This is a genomic window from Amaricoccus sp. (genome assembly GCF_017993425.1).
Taxonomy (GTDB): domain Bacteria; phylum Pseudomonadota; class Alphaproteobacteria; order Rhodobacterales; family Rhodobacteraceae; genus Amaricoccus.
Genome location: NZ_JAGOMQ010000005.1, coordinates 1 through 20,778, shown reverse-complemented (window position 1 = coordinate 20,778; position 20,778 = coordinate 1). Strand labels below are relative to the sequence as shown.

11 protein-coding genes are annotated in these 20,778 nt (G+C 73.3%); 3 read left to right on the top strand and 8 right to left on the bottom strand.

The window, feature by feature from the left end; translation table 11 throughout:
• Positions 1-290: 290 nt before the first annotated feature.
• From mtgA to KBB57_RS03600, 5 genes are all read right to left on the bottom strand, one after another.
• Complete coding sequence (gene mtgA / locus KBB57_RS03620) at positions 291-992, bottom strand: monofunctional biosynthetic peptidoglycan transglycosylase (RefSeq protein ID WP_290746937.1); 702 nt, start codon at positions 990-992, stop codon at positions 291-293.
• A 222-nt stretch (positions 993-1,214) separates the two neighbouring features.
• The gene (locus tag KBB57_RS03615) at positions 1,215-1,670 is read right to left on the bottom strand and encodes a GNAT family N-acetyltransferase (RefSeq protein WP_290746935.1); all 456 of its coding nucleotides are present in this window, start codon (positions 1,668-1,670) and stop codon (positions 1,215-1,217) included.
• 17 nt (positions 1,671-1,687) lie between these two features.
• Positions 1,688-2,134, bottom strand: a complete 447-nt coding sequence (gene lysM, locus KBB57_RS03610; protein ID WP_290746932.1) for a peptidoglycan-binding protein LysM — start codon at positions 2,132-2,134, stop codon at positions 1,688-1,690.
• A gap of 84 nt (positions 2,135-2,218) precedes the next feature.
• Complete coding sequence (cobS, locus tag KBB57_RS03605; protein ID WP_290746929.1) at positions 2,219-3,208, bottom strand: cobaltochelatase subunit CobS; 990 nt, start codon at positions 3,206-3,208, stop codon at positions 2,219-2,221.
• Positions 3,209-3,413: 205 nt separating this feature from the next.
• Complete coding sequence (locus tag KBB57_RS03600; protein ID WP_290746926.1) at positions 3,414-3,575, bottom strand: hypothetical protein; 162 nt, start codon at positions 3,573-3,575, stop codon at positions 3,414-3,416.
• A 138-nt stretch (positions 3,576-3,713) separates the two neighbouring features.
• Between KBB57_RS03600 and KBB57_RS03595 the strand changes: the two genes are divergently transcribed.
• A complete protein-coding gene (locus KBB57_RS03595) occupies positions 3,714-5,270 on the top strand; it encodes a serine hydrolase (RefSeq protein ID WP_290746924.1) in 1,557 nt (518 codons plus the stop codon).
• Between the two features lie 219 nt (positions 5,271-5,489).
• Here KBB57_RS03595 and der read toward each other — a convergent pair whose 3' ends face one another.
• From der to KBB57_RS03580, 3 genes are read right to left on the bottom strand one after another with little or no spacing between them, the layout of a single operon-like run.
• On the bottom strand, positions 5,490-6,941 hold the full coding sequence (der, locus tag KBB57_RS03590; protein ID WP_290746921.1) for a ribosome biogenesis GTPase Der: 1,452 nt from the start codon (positions 6,939-6,941) through the stop codon (positions 5,490-5,492).
• Positions 6,942-6,966: 25 nt separating this feature from the next.
• A complete protein-coding gene (locus KBB57_RS03585) occupies positions 6,967-8,268 on the bottom strand; it encodes a PQQ-like beta-propeller repeat protein (protein ID WP_290746918.1) in 1,302 nt (433 codons plus the stop codon).
• A 19-nt stretch (positions 8,269-8,287) separates the two neighbouring features.
• Positions 8,288-8,971, bottom strand: a complete 684-nt coding sequence (locus KBB57_RS03580; RefSeq protein ID WP_290746915.1) for a hypothetical protein — start codon at positions 8,969-8,971, stop codon at positions 8,288-8,290.
• 149 nt (positions 8,972-9,120) lie between these two features.
• On the opposite strand from KBB57_RS03580, the gene KBB57_RS03575 reads away from it, so the two are divergent.
• Positions 9,121-9,654, top strand: coding sequence for a TIGR00645 family protein (locus KBB57_RS03575; protein WP_290746912.1), 534 nt, complete (start codon positions 9,121-9,123; stop codon positions 9,652-9,654).
• Between the two features lie 116 nt (positions 9,655-9,770).
• Positions 9,771-20,069, top strand: a complete 10,299-nt coding sequence (locus tag KBB57_RS03570) for an autotransporter-associated beta strand repeat-containing protein (RefSeq protein ID WP_290746909.1) — start codon at positions 9,771-9,773, stop codon at positions 20,067-20,069.
• Positions 20,070-20,778 lie beyond the last annotated feature (709 nt).

The following is a 20,778-nucleotide window of genomic DNA, read 5'->3' as shown; positions in this document are numbered from 1 at the left end:
TTCTGCGGGAGCGCGCCATCCGTCCGCGATCGCCCCTGCGGGGCGAGCGCGGAATCGCGCTCGCCCCGCAGGGGCGATCGCGGACGGATTTGCCACGGGTCGAATCCGCCTCGCTTCGCCGTCGCGATTCGCTTCCCGCCCGGCTTCGTCTCCACGGTCGCGCTGCGTCAGCGCCTTCCGGCAACCTTTCGTTAACCCGGAAATCAATGACTTGGCGAATATTCACGCGTGAACACGCCACGACGCTCGCCCGCCTGCCGGATCCGGGATCGCGAGCGGCGACGCCCGCGCTACAGGAAGCAGGCCGCCCGCCCGTCCTGGCGGATCGTCTCCGCCCCGGCCTGGATGGCGCGGCCGCGGCGCGAGATGAAGCTGGTCCCGGACACCGGCGAGCGCCGCTTCGGATCGGGCAGCACCGCCATCAGCCGGGCCGCCCGCTGCGGCCCGAGCTCCGCCGCCCCGATCCCCCAGTAATGCCGCGCCGCCGCCTCGACCCCGAACACCCCCTCGCCGAACTCGGCGACGTTGAGGTAGACCTCCATGATCCGCCGCTTCGGCCACAGCGCCTCGATCAGCAAGGTGAACCCGGCCTCCAGCCCCTTGCGCAGCCAGGTCCGGTCCGGCCACAGGAACACGTTCTTCGCCACCTGCTGGCTGATCGACGACCCGCCGCGCAGCCGGTCGGGGTCCGCCATCGCCGCGCGGATGCCGTCGATGTCGAAGCCCCAGTGCCGGCAGAAATTCGCGTCCTCCGCCGCCGCGGCGCTCAGCGGCACGACGTCGGCCATGCCGGAGAGCGGCGTCCAGTCCCGCTCGATCGCGCCCAGCCGCAGCCATTCCCCGATCATCAGCCAGGTCACCGGGGGCGGCACGAAGCGATAGACCAGCGTCATCCCCACCGCCGTCGCCACGAAGACGAGCGCGGCGAGCCGCAACGCCCGCCAGAACCTCCCGACCAGGCGACGTATCCCCCGCGCGACCATGCCGGCCATCTGACCGATCCCGCCCGCCCGCGCAAGCCGCCGCCCGCCTCAGGCCGCGGCGGCGGCATCGGCAGCCGCCGCGGGCGCGGCGTCGGCGCCGGCCCGGGCAGTTCTGTCGCCGGCCCGGACGCCGGAGCACGCCGCGATCCCGCCGATGCTCCGTCGAGATGTCGCCGGGCCAGGCCGCAACCAGCTGCGCCGGGCCGGTGGCGGGACGCCCCCCCGAGGCGCCTACTTCCCCGGCCGCTCCAGCACCGCGAGCCGCCGCGGCCGCGTCCCGTGCGCCAGCGCGACGAGGCTGCCGGCCTGACCGAGCAGCCAGTTCCGCCGCACCGACCAGGGCGCCGACCGGGCCGGGACCGGCCGGAAGCCCCAAGCCGCGAAGAACGGCGCCCGCGCCGCCGCGGTCACCACGAACGCCCGCCGCCCGCCCGTCGCCGCCACCGCCGCGTCGACCAGCCGCCGCCCCAGCCCGCCCCCGCGCAGCCCGGCCCGCACCACCAGCGAGCCGATCTCCACCGCGCCCGGCCCTGCGGGGCGCAGCTGCACGATCCCGACGACGCCGTCGGCCGCCTCCGCGATCAGGAAGTTCCGCCAGTCGATCCCGGTCGGATTGACCCGCTCCCCGGCCATCAGGCCGCGGATCGCCGGCATGTCCCCCGCGACCGCCGGCCGGACCGCCGCCACGACGCCTCCGGGAGCCGCTACTTCGCCGGAATGCGCAGCACCTGCCCGGGATAGATCTTGTCCGGGTCCGACAGCATCGGCCGGTTCGCCTCGAAGATCTCCTTGTAGCGCGCCCCGCTCCCGAGCGTCCGCTCCGAGATCTTCCACAGCGTGTCGCCCTTCGCCACCGTGTGGAACACCGGCTCCGGCGCCGGCTCCGGCGTCTCGAGGGCGTCCTGCACCTTGGCGACGCCGGCGACGTTGCCCACGGCGAGGATGACCTTCTCGCGCTCCTCGGCGCTCGCCGCCTTGCCGGAGACGGTGACCGTGTCGCCCTCGACCGTGACGTCGAGCCCCTCGGCCTTCAGCCCGAGGTCGTCGACCTCCTTCTTCAGGGCCTCCGGCGAAGGCGGCGTCTCCGCGGCCTCGGCCTCGCCGATCCCCAGCGCCTTGCCGGCGCTCTTGACGAAATCCCAGAGTCCCATGGCCTTTCCCTCCAGCCGAACGGGCGACGCGCCCCGAGCCGCGACCTAGGCCGCGGCGATCGCAAGGCAACCGGGGGCGGCGGGTCAGCCGAGGCTGACGCTCACCGCGCTCTCCGGCAGCTCCTTGTCGAAGCAGCGCTGGTAGAACTCCGCCACCGTCTGCCGCTCCAGCTCGTCGCACTTGTTGAGGAAGGTCAGCCGGAAGCCGAAGCCCACGTCGCCGAAGATCCGCGCGTTCTCCGCCCAGGCGAGCACGGTGCGCGGGCTCATCACCGTCGAGAGGTCGCCGTTCATGAACGCCGCCCGCGTCAGGTCGGCGACGGTGACCATGCGGCTCACCGTCTTGCGGCCCTCGGGCGTGTCGTAGGACGGGTACTTCGCCAGCACGATCTCCGCCTCGGAATCGTGGGCGAGGTAGTTCAGCGTCACCACCATCGACCAGCGGTCCATCTGGCCCTGGTTGATCTGCTGGGTGCCGTGGTAGAGGCCGGTCGTGTCGCCGAGGCCCACGGTGTTCGCGGTCGAGAACAGCCGGAAATAGGGGTGCGGGCGGATCACCTTGTTCTGGTCGAGGAGCGTCAGCTTGCCGTCGACCTCGAGCACCCGCTGGATGACGAACATCACGTCCGGCCGGCCGGCGTCGTACTCGTCGAAGCAGATGGCGACGGGGTTGCGCAGCGCCCAGGGCAGGATGCCCTCCTGGAACTCGGTCACCTGCACGCCGTCCTTGATGCGGATGGCGTCCTTGCCGATCAGGTCGATGCGGCTGATGTGGCTGTCGAGGTTCACCCGCACGCAGGGCCAGTTCAGCCGGGCGGCGACCTGCTCGATATGGGTGGACTTGCCGGTGCCGTGGTAGCCCTGGATCATCACCCGGCGGTTGTGGGCGAAGCCGGCGAGGATGGCGAGCGTGGTGTCGCGGTCGAAGCGGTAGGTCGTGTCGATGTCCGGCACCCGGTCGGTGGGCTCGGCGAAGCCCTTGACCTTGAGGTCCACGTCGATGCCGAAGGTCTCGCGGACGTCGCGCTCGAGCGTCGGCTCCGCCGCCAGGTCCAGTCCGCCGTCCGCCGCCATGGTTCCGCTCCCGTCCGCGGGCCTGAACGGGCCCGGCGCGCCCGGTTATGTGTCGCAAATCCCCCTCCGATGCAAGCGAGGCGCCCGACTATCCTGCCGCCGGAACGCCGCGAAAGCGCCCGGAGCGGCCGTGCGTCTCCACGGACATCGCGCGCCCGGCGTCCGGGCTCATAGCCTCCCTGAGGACCGGCGGCCCCGCGGCCGCTCAGAGGCCGAGCGCGCCCCGCAGCGGCGGCAGGGCGGCCGCGGCGGCGAGGCCGACGGCCACGCCCGCCGCGAAGCGGCCGGGCGCGCCGCCGAGCGAGGGGCCGGCGACGCCGAGCAGGCCGCAGATGGCCGCGTAGTAGACGAGGGTGACGGGATCCATGGGCGACGCCTCCGCGCAGGGCCGCGAGCCGCCGATCATCGCCCGGACCGGGCGGCCGGGCAAGCGCGGCCACGCGGGCGTTGCCAGCGGGGCTCCGGCCATGGAACATCGCGGCCGCTGACCACGAGGGAGAGCGTGATGGAGATCGGAACTTGGCGGCCCGGCCGCCGGCGCGCCGCCGTGGCGGCGCTCGTGGCGGCGGCGCTCGCGTCCGTCGGGCAGGCCCGCGCCGACGCGGCGATGGACGCGGCGATCGAGGCGCTCGTGCCGGATCTCGAGACCTATATCGAGAAGGGGATGCACGACTTCGACGCGCCCGCGGTGGTGATGGGCATCGTCAGCGGCGACCGGCTGGCGTGGAGCAGCGGGTTCGGGGTCGCCAGCAAGGGCGGGGCGGCGGTGGACGACGACACGATCTTCCAGATCGGCTCGACCACCAAGGCCTTCCTCGCCACCACGATCGCCATCGCCGTCGACGAGGGCCGCCTCGCCTGGGACGACCGCGTGGTCGACCGCCATCCGGGTTTCCAGATGAAGGACCCCTGGGTCAGCCAGGAGTTCCGGGTCTTCGACCTCCTCGCCCAGCGCTCGGGCCTGCCGCCGGCGGCCAACGACGCGCTCGGCTTCCTCGGCGTGCCGCCCGAGGGGATGATCGACGCGATGCGCAACGTCGAGCCGGCGTCGAGCTTCCGCTCGACCTTCGCCTACACCAACGTCACCCACATGCTCGCGGGCGAGGTGGTGGCGGAGGCGATGGGGGCGCCGGACTGGGGCGCGGTGGTCACCGAGGAGATCCTCCGGCCGCTCGGGATGACGCGCTCCTCGCTCACCGCCGCGGCGATCGAGGCGGCGGAGAACGCGACCGTCGGGCACCGCTACGACCCCGACGGCTCGGTCGAGGTGCCGTTCACCCAGATCTTCCCCTACGACTTCGCCGGGGCCGGCGCGATCAACTCGACCCTGAACGACCTCGTGCCCTGGGTGCGGCTGCAGCTCTCCGGGGGGATGCACGACCAGACCCGCATCGTCTCGGCGGAGAACCTCGCGGTGACGCGGATCCCGCGCATCGGCATGGCCCCGACGCTCTCCTACGCCATGGGCTGGGTGCAGCAGGTCACGCCGCACGGGCTCATCACCTGGCACAACGGCGGGACCACCGGCTACGGCGCGTTCATCGGGCTGCTGCCGGACCGCAACACGGGCGTGGTCGTGCTGACCAACCTGCAGAACGTCGGGCTGCCGGACGCCATCGGGGAATGGACGCTCGACCGGCTGCTCGGCAATCCCGAGGTCGACCACGTCGCCCACAAGCTCGAGCAGGCGAAGGCCGCCGCGGCCGACGTCGCCGCGGTCTTCGCCCGCCCGGCGGACCCCGCCGCGCCCCCGGCGCTCGACGGGCTGGCCGGCGTCTATACGAACGTCTCGTTCGGCGCGACGGAGGTGGCGGTCGACGGCGACGGGCTGATGGCGACGATCGCCGGCACCGGCGCGCGGCTGAGGCTCGCGCCGTGGAGCGGCGACGCCTTAACCGTCAGCCTGGTCCCCGAGGGCCGCTTCGCCGCCATCGCGGCCAACCTCGGCCCGACGCCGGTCGGCTTCGCCCAGTTCCGCGTCGGCGGCGACGGCAGGATCGCCGGCTTCGACTTCGTGCTGCAGGAGGACGGCCAGACCCTGCGCTTCGACCGCAACGAGTAGGAGAAGTCCCCGTGTTCACGCGTGGGCACGAGCTAACCCATTGATATTACGTGGAGGACTGCACGATCCTGCACGAATATGCCGGATCTTGCACGATTCCCTCCGACCTCCCGACGGTCGCCGATCCCCCGCCCGGCCCGGAAGCCGGGCGTCGCCGAAGCCCGGCTTCAGGCGCCGGACCCCGATTCATGGGCCACGCGCCCCGGCCCGGTCGCCGGCCTACTCGGTCACCCGCCGGGGCTTGTGCTTGTCGAGGCTGGTGATGTTGGGCTTGCGCCGCCCCGCATAGGGGTTGTCGCCGGCCCGCACGAGGAGGCGGATCGGCGTCCCCGGCATGTCGAAGTCGCGCCGAAGCCCGTTGACGAGGAAGCGGCGGTAGTCGTCCGGCAGCGCCTCCGGCACCGAGGCGAAGAGCACGAAGGTCGGCGGCCGCGTCTTCACCTGGGTCATGTAGCGCAGCCGGATGCGCCGCCCCGACGGCGCGGGCGGCGGGTGGTCGGCGACGACGAGCGACAGCCAGCGGTTGAGCCGGGCGGTGGAGATGCGGGTGTTCCACACCGCATGGGCCTTGACGATCGCCTCGCGCAGGCGGTCGAGGCCGCGCCCCGTCAGCGCCGAGACGGTGACGAGCGGCGCGCCGCGGAGCTGCGGCAGGAGGCGGCCGAAGGCCTCCTTCAGCTCGGCGAGCTTCTCCTGGCGGTCCTCCTCGAGGTCCCACTTGTTGACGGCGAGGACGACGGCGCGGCCCTCGCGCTCGGCGAGGTCGGCGATGCGCAGGTCCTGGCTCTCGAAGGGGGCCTGCACGTCGAGGAGCACGACGACGACCTCGGCGAACTTCACGGCGCGGAGCGCGTCGGAGACGGAGAGCTTCTCCAGCTTCTCCTGCACCTTGGCCTTCCGCCGCATCCCGGCGGTGTCGAAGATGCGGAAGGGCGTGCCGGCCCAGTCGGTGGCCACCGCGATGGAATCGCGGGTGATGCCCGCCTCCGGCCCGGTCAGCAGCCGGTCCTCGCCGAGGATGGCGTTGACGAGGGTGGACTTGCCGGCGTTCGGCCGGCCGACCACGGCGATCTGGATCGGGCGGCCGGGGGGCAGGATCGCCGCTTCGCCGGATTCGTCCACGTCGTCGTCGACGTCGTCGACGTCGACCTCGACGATGGCTTGGGCGTCCTCGAACGCCTCGGCGACCGGCTCCAGCGCCCGCATCAGGTCGTCCATGCCCTGGCCGTGCTCGGCCGAGATCGCCACCGGCTCCCCGAGGCCGAGCCCGAAGGCGTCGTAGTAGCCGGCGTCGCCCGCCTTGCCCTCGGCCTTGTTGGCGACGAGGATCACCCGCGCCGCCCGCCGGCGCAGCAGCTCGGCCAGCACCCGGTCGGTGGCGGTGATCCCGGCGCGGGCGTCGACGAGGAAGAGGCAGACGTCGGCCCGGTCGACGGCGCGCTCGGTCAGCGCCCGCATCCGCCCGGGCAGGCTCTCGTCGGTCGCCTCCTCGAGCCCGGCGGTGTCGATCACCTGGAAGCGCAGCGGCCCGAGCCGGCCGGCGCCCTCGCGCAGGTCGCGCGTCACCCCCGGCTGGTCGTCCACCAGCGCGAGGCGGCGGCCGACCAGCCGGTTGAACAGGGTCGACTTGCCGACGTTCGGGCGGCCGACGATGGCGAGGGTGAAGGACATGGGCCGGCCTTAGCCGAGGGCCGGTCTATTGGAAAGCCAGAAGGCGGCCGTCGCGGGTCACGACATACATCACCCCGCGCGCGATCGCCGGCCCGGCCGCCGCGCCGCCCGGCAGCTCGACCGTGGCGAGGAGCGTCCCGTCATTGGGCGAGAAGGCGCGCAGGAGCCCGTCGGAGCCCGCGGCCCAGAGCCGCCCGCCGGCGAGGACCGGCCCGTAATGGACGATCGCCTCCTTGCGCTTCTCGTTGTAGTAGAGCGGCAGCTGCGTGGTCCAGATCGTCGCGCCGGTCGCCGCGTCGATGCGCACCAGCGCCCCCTCGTCGGAGAGCAGGAACACCGAGCCGCCGACCGGCCAGGCGGGGCCATAGGAGCCCTCGGCGATCGTCCAGTTGCGCTCGCCGGTGACGCGGTCGAGCGAGATCGACCGGCCGCTCTGGTTCGAGGCGAAGACGGTGTCGCCGTCGATGACCGGATCGCCGGTGATGTCGCTGATGCGGTTGCGCACCAGCTCGCGCCGGCCGCCGGTGACGGCGGTGCCCCAGACCTGCAGGCCGCTCCGGGCCAGCACCCCGAGCACCTCGCCCGAGGCGAAGGGGATGACGACGAGCGGGCCGTCGACCGCCGGGGTGGCGCCGCCGAGGACGCCGGGGCCGCCCGCGCCCTGCACCCGCCAGAGGATCGAGCCGTCGGCGGCGGAGAGCGCATAGGCGCTGTCGTTGCGGGCGACGACGAAGACCCGGCCGTCCTCGACGGCGGGCGCGGCGCGGACCGGGGCGTCGAGGGTGACCCGCCAGCGCTCGCCGCCGGTCCGCGGGTCGAGCGCGAGGACCTGCCCGAAGCCGGTGGTGACGTAGAGGACGCCGTTGTCGACGGCCATGCCGCCGCCCGTCCCGGAATCGGCGCGCTGGCCCTCGGCGGCGACGCTGCGCCGCCAGACGAGCTCGCCCGAGGTGCTGAAGGCCGAGAGCTGCGCCGCCGCGTCCATGGCGAAGACGAGGCCGCCCGCGACGATCGGCGCGGTGATGATTCGGCGGCGGCGGGCGTCGCCCTCGCCGAGGTCGGCGCTCCAGATCAGCCGGGGATCGGCGGAGAAGGCGAGGTGGACGAAGCGGCCGCGGGCCGCGCCGTTGCGGTGGCTCCAGTCGGCGTTGACGACCGGGGGCGGCAGCGGGAGCGGCCGGGCCGCCTCGGTGAGGACGGGCGTCGTGTCGGGGCGCACGGCGATGCGCTCGCCGGGCAGCGGCGTCTCGCGGCCCTGGCAGGCGGCGAGCGCGCCGGCGGCGGCGAGGAGGACGAGCGCGCGGCGCGCGGCGATCCGGAGTTTCATCGCGCCCGCGATCCCGGCCTCAGCCCCCGGACGCGGCGGGGGCAGGGGCCCCGGCCACGGCGGCAGGGCTGCCCCCGAGCGCGATGGTGAGCTGGCGCGCGCGGTCGCGCAGGCCCTGCGGGCTGTCCGGCGCGTCGGCGATCGACTGGAGATCCTTGAGCGCCGCCGCGGTGTCGCCCTGCTCGATGCGCAGGAGCGCGCGCTGCTCCAGCGCGAGGGGGCGGAAGGGCTCGCCCGGGCCGGCGAGGGTGTCGAGCGTGGCGAGGCGCTCGCTGGCCTCGAGGCGGGGCCCGAGGACCATCACCCGCTGCAGCGAGGCGAGCGAGCGGTAGAGCGGCGGCGTGGCGCCGTCGGCGGCGAGCGCGGCGAGGGCGGCGGCCGCGCCGTCGGCGTCGCCGGCCTGGAGCGTCGCGCCCGCGGCGGCCAGCCGGCCGACCGGGGTGGCCGGGCCGGCGTCGAGCGCGTCGAGCGCGGCCGCCCGCGCCGCCGGGTCGGGGGTGGCGATGGCGGCCCGGAGCGCGTCGCCGCGGGCCTGCGAGCCGGCGCGGAGCCGCAGCTCGCTGATCTCGTGCCAGGCCGCGGCGCCGACGATCGCGAGGACGAGCGCGAGCAGGGCCCAGCGATAGCGCCGGAAGGTGCGGTAGAGCGTGTCGCGACGGACCTCCTCGGTCACCTCGCTGATGAAGGAATCGGTGTCGCTCACGCGCCGTCTCCGAGTGCCGGAGCGCCCGTATACCGCCCGACCCCCATGGCGCCAAGGGCATGGCGGCGGCGGCCGGCGAAGATTGCGGATGACGGCGGGGCTCCGCCTTCTGCTAGGATCGCCGCCGCCACGCCGCGAAGGAGACGCAGTTGGACCGCAGGAGCCTCGAACGCACCCTCGAGCGCGGCATCTTCGCCTCGCGCTGGCTCATGGCGCCGCTCTATGCGGGGCTGGCGCTGTCGCTCCTGCTGCTCGTCGTGGTGTTCCTGCGCGAGATCGTCCGTTTCGCCGGGCAGGCGCTGACCCTCGACGACGAGGACGCGGTGGTGGCGATCCTGTCGCTGATCGACATCACGCTGACGGCGAACCTCGTGCTGATCGTGCTCTTCGCCGGCTACGAGAGCTTCGTCTCGCGGCTCGAGGTCGGCGAGGAGGACGACCGGCCGGCGTGGATGGGCACCATCGACTACGCCGGGCTGAAGATAAAGCTGATCGGCGCGATGGTGGCGATCTCCGGCATCCACCTGCTCAAGTGGTTCCTGTGGATCGGCAACGCCGATTCCGCCGACGAATTCCAGAACAAGCAGGTGGCCTGGCTCGTCGGCATCCATCTGACCTTCGTGGTGGGCGGCGTGCTCCTGTCGGTGATGGACTGGCTCTACGCCCGGTCGAAGCCGCACTGAGCCCCCGGGCGCCTCTAATCTGTGCATTTCGGCTTGCGCGCGTGTCGCGGATTCTTACGGTGGCGGTCCGGGCGCCGGCCGCAAGATGCCGGGCTACCTGCCTTCGGGAGGAATGCATGAGGAACTGGGGCCTTCGGACGCTCACGTCGTCGAGCGCGCTGCCGCTCATTCTGGCGCTCGGGAGCTTCGGGACGGCGACGCCCGTCCTCGCGGCCTGCACGACCTCCGGCGCGACGACGACCTGCACCTCCGCCAACCCCAACCCCTGGACCAGCACGGTCGGCACCGGGCGGCCCGACAACAACCGCACCGTGGAGATGCTGAACGGCTCGCAGATCCGCGTCACCAACCGCAACGCGATCAGCCTCGGCGACAACGCCAACATCACGCTGCGCACCGGCTCGATCGCCCGCGCCGACTCGAACTCCGGCTCGGGCAACTACGGCACCGGGCCGCAGACGATCGAGTTCAACAGCAACGGCACGCTGTTGATCGAGGAGGGCGCCCAGGTCATCGTCCGGGGCACCAGCGGGCAGGCCGAGGCGATCAACGTCCACGGCGTCGGCAACCGCATCGAGAACCACGGCACGATCTCCGGCCAGCCGAGCGCGGCCCTGTGGTTCGAGGACCTCGTCACCGTCGGCCCCAAGAACGTCGTCGACAACTACGGCGTCATCGAGCAGATCAACGGCGGCACGGTGATCGGCTCGAGCGGCGGGGCGGGCATCGACTTCTACAACCACACGGACGCCCGGGTGCAGGGGAGCCTCGCCTTCTCGAGCGGCAACGACAGCCTCTATTTCTTCGCGAACTCCGTCGTCACCGGCAACATCAACGGCGGCGGCGGGACCAACACGCTGACGCTCGAGGGCGCCGCCGGGACCAGCGACACGCTCGCCGGCGCGCTGACCAACTTCCAGACGCTCACCAAGGACGGGGTCGGGCGCTGGACGATCACCGGGCCGCTCACCGGCTTCCAGTCGACCACCGTGAACCTCGGCACGCTGGCCCTGACCGGCGACAACACCAACTACAGCGCCGGCGTCCTCATCAATCCGCTCGGGGTGCTGGAGGCGCGGGCGCAGAGCCTTCCCGAGCAGACGAACCCGGTCAACAACGTCAACAACATCCGCAACAACGGCATGCTGCGCTTCGCCCAGCCCGACGACGGCGTCTATCTCGGCCAGATCGTCGGTTCGGGCGCCGTCGAGAAGATCGGCGCGGGCGTCACCACGCTCGCCCCCTCGACCCCGGCCGGCAACACCTACGCCGGCGGCACCCGCATCCGCGAGGGCACGATCGCCGTCTCGGCGAACAGCGCCCTCGGCGCCGCGGCCGGCGGGCTCACCTTCGACGGCGGCACGCTGCGCACCACCGCCACCTTCACCATGGCGCGGCCGACCGAGATCCAGGACGACGGCGGCACCTTCGAGACGACGGGCGCCACGACGCTGACCGAGGCCGGCGTCGTCACCGGCATCGGCCGCCTGACCAAGACCGGGACGGGCACGCTCGCGCTGACCGGAAACAACACCTGGACCGGCGGAACCCAGATCGACGCCGGCGCGGTGCAGGTCTCGTCGGACGCGAACCTCGGCGCGGCGACCGGCCCGCTCGGCATGAACGGCGGCACGCTGCGCAGCACCGCCACCTTCGCCACCGCGCGCCAGACCACGCTCGGCGCGAGCGGCGGCACGTTCCAGACGCAGACCGGCACGCTCACCCACAACGGCGACATCGGCGGCGCCGGCGCGCTCACCAAGACCGGGGCCGGCACGCTCGTCCTTAACCAGTTCAACAGCTACGCCGGCGGCACCAACATCAACGCCGGCGTCGTGCAGATCTCGACGAGCGCCAACCTCGGCGCGGCCGGGGCGCCGCTCAGCTTCGACGGCGGCACGCTGCGCAACACCTCCAACGTGACGATGGCGCGCGCCGCCACGCTCAACGCCGGCGGCGGCACGTTCGAGACCGCCGCGGGGACCACGCTCGGCAACTCGGGGAACTTCACCGGCGCGGGCGCCCTGACCAAGACGGCCGACGGCACGATGATCCTGACCGGGGCCGCCACCCATACCGGCGGCACCACCATCGCCGCCGGCGTCCTGCAGCTCGGCGCCGGCGGAACCGGCGGCTCGCTGACCGGCGATATCGTCGACAACGGCACGCTGGTCTTCAACCGCTCCGACACGCTCGACGTGCCCGGCGTTATCAGCGGCTCGGGCCAAGTCATCCAGGCCGGGACCGGCGACACCCGCCTCCTCGGCGACAACAGCTATGCCGGGACGACGACCGTCCAGAGCGGCGGCCTCTACGTCAACGGCGTGCAGACGGGGCAGGGCGACACCTTCGCGCTCGCCGGCGCGACCCTGGGCGGGTCGGGCGCCATCGGCGGGGCGGTGACGATCGAGGACGGCGCGACGCTCTCGCCGGGCGACGTCGGAACCGTTCCCGGCACGCTGACCATCGCCGGCAGCCTCGCGCTGCGGCCGAACGCGATCCTCAACTACAGCTTCGGCCAGGCCAACGTGCCGGGCGGCGCGCTCAACGACCTGACCAATGTCGGCGGCGCGCTCTCGCTCGACGGCACGCTCAACGTCGTCACCACGCCCGGCGGCTCGTTCGACCCGGGCGTCTACCGGGTGTTCAACTACGCCGGCGCGATGGAGGACCGCGGGCTCGAGATCGGCACGATCCCCTCGCCCGACTTCTACGTGCAGACCTCGGTGGCGAACCAGGTCAACCTCGTCAACACCACCGGGCTCACCCTGAACTTCTGGGACGGCGACGCCGGGCCCAAGGACAACGGCGTCATCAACGGCGGCGACGGGACCTGGCAGAACTCGGACGGCAACGACAACTGGACGGACCTGACCGGCCTCGTCAACGCGCCGTTCTCCGACGGCTCCTTCGCGGTCTTCACCGGCGCGCCGGGCACGGTCACCGTCGACGACAGCCTCGGCGCGGTCACCGTCTCGGGGATGCAGTACGCCGTCGACGGCTATGTCGTCATCGGCGACGACATCACCCTCGTCGGCGCGCCCGACTCGGTGATCCGGGTCGGCGACGGCACCGGGGCCGGCGCGGCGATGACCACGACGATCACCGCCGACCTGACCGGGGCCTCCGGCCTCACCAAGACCGACCTCGGCACGCTCGTCCTCGACGGCGCGAAGAGCTATGTCGGCGACACCGCGATCAACGGCGGCGTGGTCGAGATCGCCGGGGACGCGAGCCTCGGCACGGGCGATCTCGCCTTCGACGACGGCACGCTGCGCACCACCGCGAGCTTCGAGCTGCCGCGCGCCACGACGCTGAACGCCGGCGGCGGCACGGTCGAGACCGAGACCGGCACGCTCGCCTATACCGGCGTGATCGGCGGCGCCGGCGGGCTCACCAAGACCGGGACCGGCACGCTGACGCTCTCGGGCGCCAACGCCTACGCCGGCGGCACGCAGATCGACGAGGGCGTCGTCGAGATCGCCACGAACGCCAACCTCGGCGCCGCGGCCGGCGCGCTCGGCATCGACGGCGCGACGCTGCGCACGACCGCCGACGTGGCGATGAGCCGCGCCACCACGCTCGGCGCCGGCGGCGGCGTCTTCGAGACGACGGACGGCACGACGCTGGCCCAGGGGGGCGACATCTCCGGCGACGGCAGCCTCGCCAAGACCGAGGGCGGGACCATGGTCCTGATCGGCGACGCGACGCATACCGGCGGCACGGCCATCTCCGAAGGGACGCTCCGGATCGGGGCGGGCGCGACGACGGGCTCGCTCGCCGGCAACGTCGCGAACAACGGCGCGCTGGTCTTCGACCGCTCGAACACGCTCGATATGCCCGGCATCATCAGCGGCACGGGCTCGGTGACCCAGGCGGGGACCGGCGACACGCGGCTCCTCGGCGAGAACGCCTACGAGGGCGTGACGACGGTCGCGAGCGGCGGCCTCTACGTCATCGGCGACCAGTCCGCGGCGACCGGCGAGACCACGGCCGAGGACGGCGCGACGCTCGGCGGCACGGGGCTGATCGGCGGCGACGTCGTCATCGCCGACGGCGCGACGCTCGCGCCCGGCGACGTCGGCGCGACGCCGGGCACGCTCGGCATCGCCGGCAGCCTGACGCTCGGCAGCGGCTCGATCCTCTCCTACAGCTTCGGCCAGGCCAACGTGGTCGGCGGCCCGCTCAACGACCTGACCGAGGTGGGCGGCGACCTGACGCTCGACGGCACGCTGAACGTGGTGACCTCGCCCGGCGGATCGTTCGACCCCGGCATCTACCGCGTCTTCAACTATGCGGGCGATCTCGAGGACAACGGCCTGACCATCGGCACGATCCCCTCGCCCGACTTCTACGTGCAGACCTCGGTGGCGAACCAGGTCAACCTGATCAACACGCAAGGCCTGACGCTGACCTTCTGGGACGGCGACGCCGGCCCGAAGAACGACGGCGTGGTGAACGGCGGCGACGGCGTCTGGCAGAGCCCGGCCGGCAACGACGACTGGACGAACGACGCCGGCACGATCAACGCGCCCTGGACCGCGGACGGCTTCGCCATCTTCATGGGCGCGGCGGGCGACGTGACGGTGGACGACAGCCTCGGCGCGGTGACCGCCTCGGGGATGCAGTTCATCACCGACGGCTACCTGATCGCGGGCGATCCGATCACGCTGACCGGCGCGCCGGCGAGCGTCATCCGCGTCGGCGACGGCACGCCGGCGGGCGCCGCCACGACGGCGACGATCTCGGCCGAGCTGACCGGGGATTCCGGCCTGACCAAGACCGACCTCGGCACGCTCGTGCTCGAGGGGGCGAACAGCTACGCCGGCGTGACCTCGATCGACGGCGGCGTGCTGGAGATCGCCGAAAACGCGAGCCTCGGGACCGGCGACCTCGCCTTCGACGCCGGCACGCTGCGCACCACCGCGAGCTTCACCCTGCCGCGGACGACGACGCTCGCCGCTGGCGGCGGGACCATCGAGACGACGACCGGCACGCTCGACCTCACCGGCGCCATCGGCGGCGCCGGCGGTCTGACCAAGACCGGCGCGGGGACGCTGGTCCTCGGGGCGGCGAACAGCTTCGCCGGCGGCGTGCAGGTCGACGCGGGCGTGGTCGAGGTGGCGGCCGACGCCGGCCTCGGCGCCGCCTCCGGGCCGCTCGGCCTCGACGACGGCACGCTCCGCGCCACCGCGGGCTTCGCCATGGACCGCGCGACGACCCTCGGCGCGGGCGGCGGCACGGTCGAGACCGCCGGCGCCGCGGTGACGGTCGTGCAATCCGGCGCCATCGCCGGCGACGGCGCCCTGACCAAGACCGGCGCGGGCACGCTCACCCTCGCCGGCGACGCCGCCCACGCCGGCGGGACCACCATCGCCGCCGGCACGCTCCAGGTCGGCGACGGCGGCGCGACCGGCACGCTCGCGGGCGACGTGGCGAACGCGGGCGTCCTCGCCTTCGACCGCGCCGACGCCCTCGCGATGGCCGGCGCGATCTCCGGCTCCGGTCTCGTCCGCCAGCAGGGCGACGGGACCACCACCCTCTCCGGCGCCAACACCTACGCCGGCGGCACCGAGATCCTCGGCGGCACGCTCCAGGTCGCCGGCGACGGCGCCCTCGGCGCCGCCGCCGGGCCGCTCCTCATCGACGGCGCCGCGCTCCGCAACACCGCCGCGATGACCACCGCCCGCGCCACCACGCTGGCCGCCGGCGGCGGCACGCTCGACACCGCGGCCGCGCTCAGCCACGCCGGCGCGATCTCCGGCCCCGGCGGCCTTACCAAGACCGGCGCCGCGACGCTGACCCTGACGGGCGCCAACAGCTACGCCGGCCCGACCCTCCTCGACGCGGGCGCGCTCTACGTGAACGGCGACCAGTCCGCCGCGACCGGCGCCACCACCGCGGCCACCGGGACCCGCCTCGGCGGCACGGGCACGATCGGCGGCGACGTCGCCATCGCGGCCGGCGCGACGCTCGCCCCCGGCGCCGAGGGCGACGCCCCCGGCGCGCTCTCCATCGGCGGCGACCTCGGCCTCGTCGGCGGCTCGATCCTCGACTACAGCTTCGGCCAGGCCAATGTCGTCGGCGGCCCGTTCAACGACCTGATCAACGTCGCGGGCGACCTCACCCTCGACGGCACGCTCAACGTCGTCACCACGACCGGCGGCAGCTTCGACCCCGGCATCTACCGCGTCATCAACTACGCCGGCGCGATGACCGACAACGGCCTGACCATCGGCACGATCCCGTCGCCCGACTTCTACGTGCAGACCTCGGTGGCCAACCAGGTCAACCTGATCAACACCGCCGGCCTCACGCTCACCTTCTGGGACGGCGACGCCGGCCCGAAGAACGACGGCGTCATCAACGGCGGCGACGGCTCCTGGCAGGCGAGCGCCGGCAACGACGACTGGACCGACGAGAACGGCGCGATCAACGCCCCCTGGGCCGACGGCGACTTCGCCATCTTCATGGGCGCGCGCGGCGACGTCACCGTCGACACCTCCCTCGGCGCCGTCGCGGCGACGGGGATGCAGTTCATCACCGACGGCTATGTCCTCGACGGCGACGCCATCACCCTCGTCGGCGCCCCCGACAGCATCATCCGCGTCGGCGACGGCACGCTGGCCGGCGCCGGCGCCACGGCGACCATCGCCGCCGAGCTGACCGGCGACAGCCGCCTCCTCAAGACCGACCTCGGGACCCTCGTCCTCTCCGGCGTCAACACCTACACCGGCGGCACCTCGGTCGAGGGCGGCGTCCTTTCCGTCGCGGCCGACACCGCGCTCGGCGCCGCCGGCACGGACGTCCGCCTCGAGAACGGCACGCTGCGCGCCACCGCCAGCTTCGCCACCGACCGCCCGATGGAGCTGAGCGCGAACGGCGGCACCATCGAGACCGCGACCGGCGTCACCCTCGCCGCCTCCGGGGACATCGACGGCCCGAGCTCGCTCACCAAGACCGGCGCCGGCACGCTGACCCTGACCGGCGACGCCACCCACGCCGGCGGCACGACCATCTCCGCCGGCATCCTTCAGGTCGGCGACGGCGGAACCGACGGCACGCTTGCCGGCGACATCGTCGACGACGCCGTACTCGCCCTCGACCGCGCCGACGACCTCGCAATGGCCGGGGCGATCTCCGGGACCGGCCTCGTCCGCCAGCAGGGCGCCGGGACCACCACCCTCTCCGGCGCCAACAGCTACGCCGGCGGGACCGAGATTCTCGCCGGCACGCTCCAGGTCGCCGGCGACGGCAACCTCGGCGCCGCGACCGGCACGCTGCTTATCGACGGCGCGACGCTGCGCAACACCGGCGCGATGCTCACGGCGCGCGCCACCACGCTCGGCGCCGGCGGCGGGACCTTCGACACCGCCGCCGCGCTCACCCATTCCGGCACGATCGCCGGGGCAGGGGGGCTGACCAAGACCGGCGCCGCCGCGCTGACGCTGACCGGCGCCAACGCCTATGCCGGCCCGACGGCGCTGACCGCCGGCGGGCTCTACATCAACGGCGACCAGTCGGCGGCCACGGGCGCGACCACCGCGGCCTCCGGCACGCGGCTCGGCGGCACGGGCACGATCGGCGGCGACGTCGCCATCGCCTCCGGCGCCACGCTGGCCCCGGGCGACGCCAGCGCGGCCCCGGGAACGCTCTCCATCGGCGGCGACCTCGGCCTCGTCGGCGGCTCGATCCTCGACTACAGCTTCGGCCAGGCCAACGTGGTCGGCGGCCCGCTCAACGACCTGACCGAGGTTGCGGGCGACCTGACCCTCGACGGCACGCTGAACGTGACCACCGCGCCCGGCGGCTCGTTCGATCCCGGCATCTACCGGGTGATCAGCTACGGCGGCGCGCTGACCAACAACGGGCTCGCCATCGGCACGATCCCGTCGCCCGACTTCTATGTGCAGACCTCGGTCGCCAACCAGGTCAACCTCGTCAACCGCGACGGCCTGCTGCTGACCTACTGGGACGGCGACGCCGGCCCGAAGGACAATGGCGTCATCAACGGCGGCGACGGCTCGTGGCAGGCGAGCGCCGGCAACGACAACTGGACCGAGGAGACCGGCCGCATCAACGCCCCCTGGGCGAGCGGCGGCTTCGCCATCTTCATGGGCGCGCGCGGCGACGTGACCGTCGACGACAGCCTCGGCGCCGTCGAGGCCTCGGGGATGCAGTTCCTGACCGACGGCTACGTCGTCGCCGGCGACGACATCACCCTCGTCGGCGACCCGGAGAGCGTCATCCGCGTCGGCGACGGCACCGCGGCGGGGGCGGACGTGACCGCGACGATCTCCGCCGTCCTCGCCGGGGATACCCGGCTCACCAAGACCGACCTCGGCACGCTCGTGCTCGAGGGCGACAACACCTATGCCGGCGGCACGGCGGTCGAGGGCGGCGTCCTCTCCGTCGCCGCGGACACCGCGCTCGGCGCCGCCTCCGGCGGTCTCGGCCTCGACGGCGGCACGCTGCAGGCGACCGCGAGCTTCGCCACCGACCGCGCCACCACCCTCGGCGCGAAGGGCGGCACGATCGACACCGGCGCCGACGTGACGCTCGCCCAGGCCGGCGACATCGCCGGCGCCGGCGCGCTGACCAAGGCCGGGACCGGCACGCTGACGCTGACCGGCGCCGCGACCCACACGGGCGGCACCACCATCGACGCCGGCGTCCTGCAGGTCGGCGACGGCGGCACGACCGGCACGCTCGCCGGCGACGTCCTCAACGACGGGACGCTGGTCTTCGACCGCTCGAACGCGCTCGCCATCGCCGGCGACGTCTCCGGCGCCGGCGCGGTGCGCCAGCAGGGCGCGGGCGTGACCACGCTCTCCGGGACCAACGCCTACACGGGGACGACCTCCGTCACCGCCGGCACGCTGCAGGCCGGAAGGGCGAACGCCTTCAGCGCCGCCTCGGCCCACGCGGTCGGCGCCGCCGGCACGCTCTACCTCGCCGATTTCGACCAGCAGGTGGCGCGGCTCTCCAACGCCGGGCGGGTCTCGCTCGGCCAGGTCGCCGGCACCCGCCTCGTCGTCGCCGGCGACTACGTGGGCGACGGCGGCGTCCTGCACTTCACCACCGACCTCGGCGGCGACGACTCGGCCACCGACGTGATGGTGGTCGAGGGCGACACCTCCGGGACCGGAACCGTCGAGGTGGCGAACGGCAAGGGCACGGGCGCGCAGACCGTCAACGGCATCAAGCTGATCGACGTCGCGGGCGCCTCCGACGCCGACTTCACCCTCGCGGGCGAGCTCGTCGTCAACGGCCGCCCGGCGGTGATCGGCGGCGTCTACGCCTACTCGCTCTACCAGGGCGGCGTGGCGACCCCGACCGACGGCGACTGGTATCTCCGCTCCGCGCCGGTCGGCCCGAACCCCGGCCCGCCCACGGTGAACCCGGCGGTGCCGACCTACGAGGCCTATCCCTACGCGCTCCTCGCGCTCAACGGGCTCCCGACGATGCAGGAGCGCCTCGGCAACCGCTACTGGAAGGACGCCGGCGCGCCCGCGGGCCTCGCCACGCAGGCCGCGCCGACCGACGTCCAGCTCGCCGGGGGCGCCGTGGTCGAGCAGCGCCGCGCCTGGGCGCGGATCGAGGGGACCCATGCGAACCTCGAGCCCGACGTCGAGGTCGGCCGCCGGCCGACCTTCGACATGGACATCTGGCGGCTCCAGGTCGGCATCGACCGCGAGGTGCGCGAGATCGAGAACGGCGTGCTGATCGGCGGGCTCACGTTCACCGCCGGCTCGGTCGACACCGACGTCTCCTCGCCCGACGGCGACGGCGGCATCGACACCACCGGCTACGGCGTCGGCGGCAGCCTGACCTGGCTGCGCGACGACGACCTCTACGTCGACGGCCAGCTCCAGCTGATGTGGTACGACAGCGACCTGCGCGCGCACGACCTCGGCAAGCTCGTCGACGGCAACGACGGCTTCGGCTACGCGCTGGGCGTCGAGGTCGGCAAGCGCATCCCGGTGAAGGCGGACTGGACGCTGACCCCGCAGGCGCAGGTCTACTACTCGTCCGTGTCGTTCGACAGCTTCCGCGACCCCTACGGGGTGCGGGTGACCGACGACAGCGGCGCGACCATGCCGCTCCGTCTCGGCCTCGCGGCGGATCAGGAGCGGGCCTGGCTCAGCTCGAAGGGCGACGCGCGGCGGACCCACTTCTACGGGATCGCCAACGTCTACTACGACCTGATCGGCGACACCGAGGTGGTGGTCGACGGCACGGGCCTCTCGACCGAGGCCGACCGCGCCTGGGGCTCGCTCGGCGTCGGCGGGACCTACACCTGGGACGACGGCAAGTACGGCGTCTACGGCGAGGGCCTCGTCAGCACCAGCCTCGAGAGCTTCGGCGACAGCTACGCCAACAGCTTCACCGCCGGCTTCCGCATCGCCTGGTGACGCTTCCCCGGCGCCCCGTCCGGGACGCCCGCTCCCCCTCCCCCCGGGCCGCGCCGGCGCCAGCCGCCGCGGCCCGTTCCGTCGCCGAGGCCGGGAAATGGCGAGCGGTCTCCGCCCCCCGAGCGGCAAGGTCAGGGACGGCGGAGCTGCGAGGTGAGTCGAACGGCGCCGCGAAATGCGGCGCCGAGCGCATGACCTACCGAAGCGGGCTCGCCCGCGAGGCCACGGCGCGACAAGCGAAAGCACGGCTTTCGCCGCGCCGACGGCTGGAGCGCGGTTGCGCGCGGAAGCCGTGAGGGGTGAAGATTTCCCCGTCGCGCGCAATCCGTCCGTGAGCGCCCCGGCGAGCGCGGCAACGCGCTCGCCCCCCGCGGGGCGAGCGCGGACGGATTTGCCGCGGGTCAAATCCGTCGGGCGTCAGCGTCGCGATCTGCTTCCGGCCGGGCTTTTTCTCCACTGTCCTGCAGGATAAGAAACCCGAAAGTTGCAATGAAAAATATCAAGCAATATCAATGCATTTATGAATTTCCACGTGTGAACGCCCGCGCCAACCCCCGCCCCCGCCGCGGCCCGGCGCCGGTGATACGGCCTCCGGCTGATTGACTCGCCGGGAGGGGATTCCTGCGGGGAATCGCGTGAGTTATCATATCCGCAACCAAGAACGGGGGCAGGCATGGCACGGGTTTCGGGGCATCTCGGGGTCGAGGAG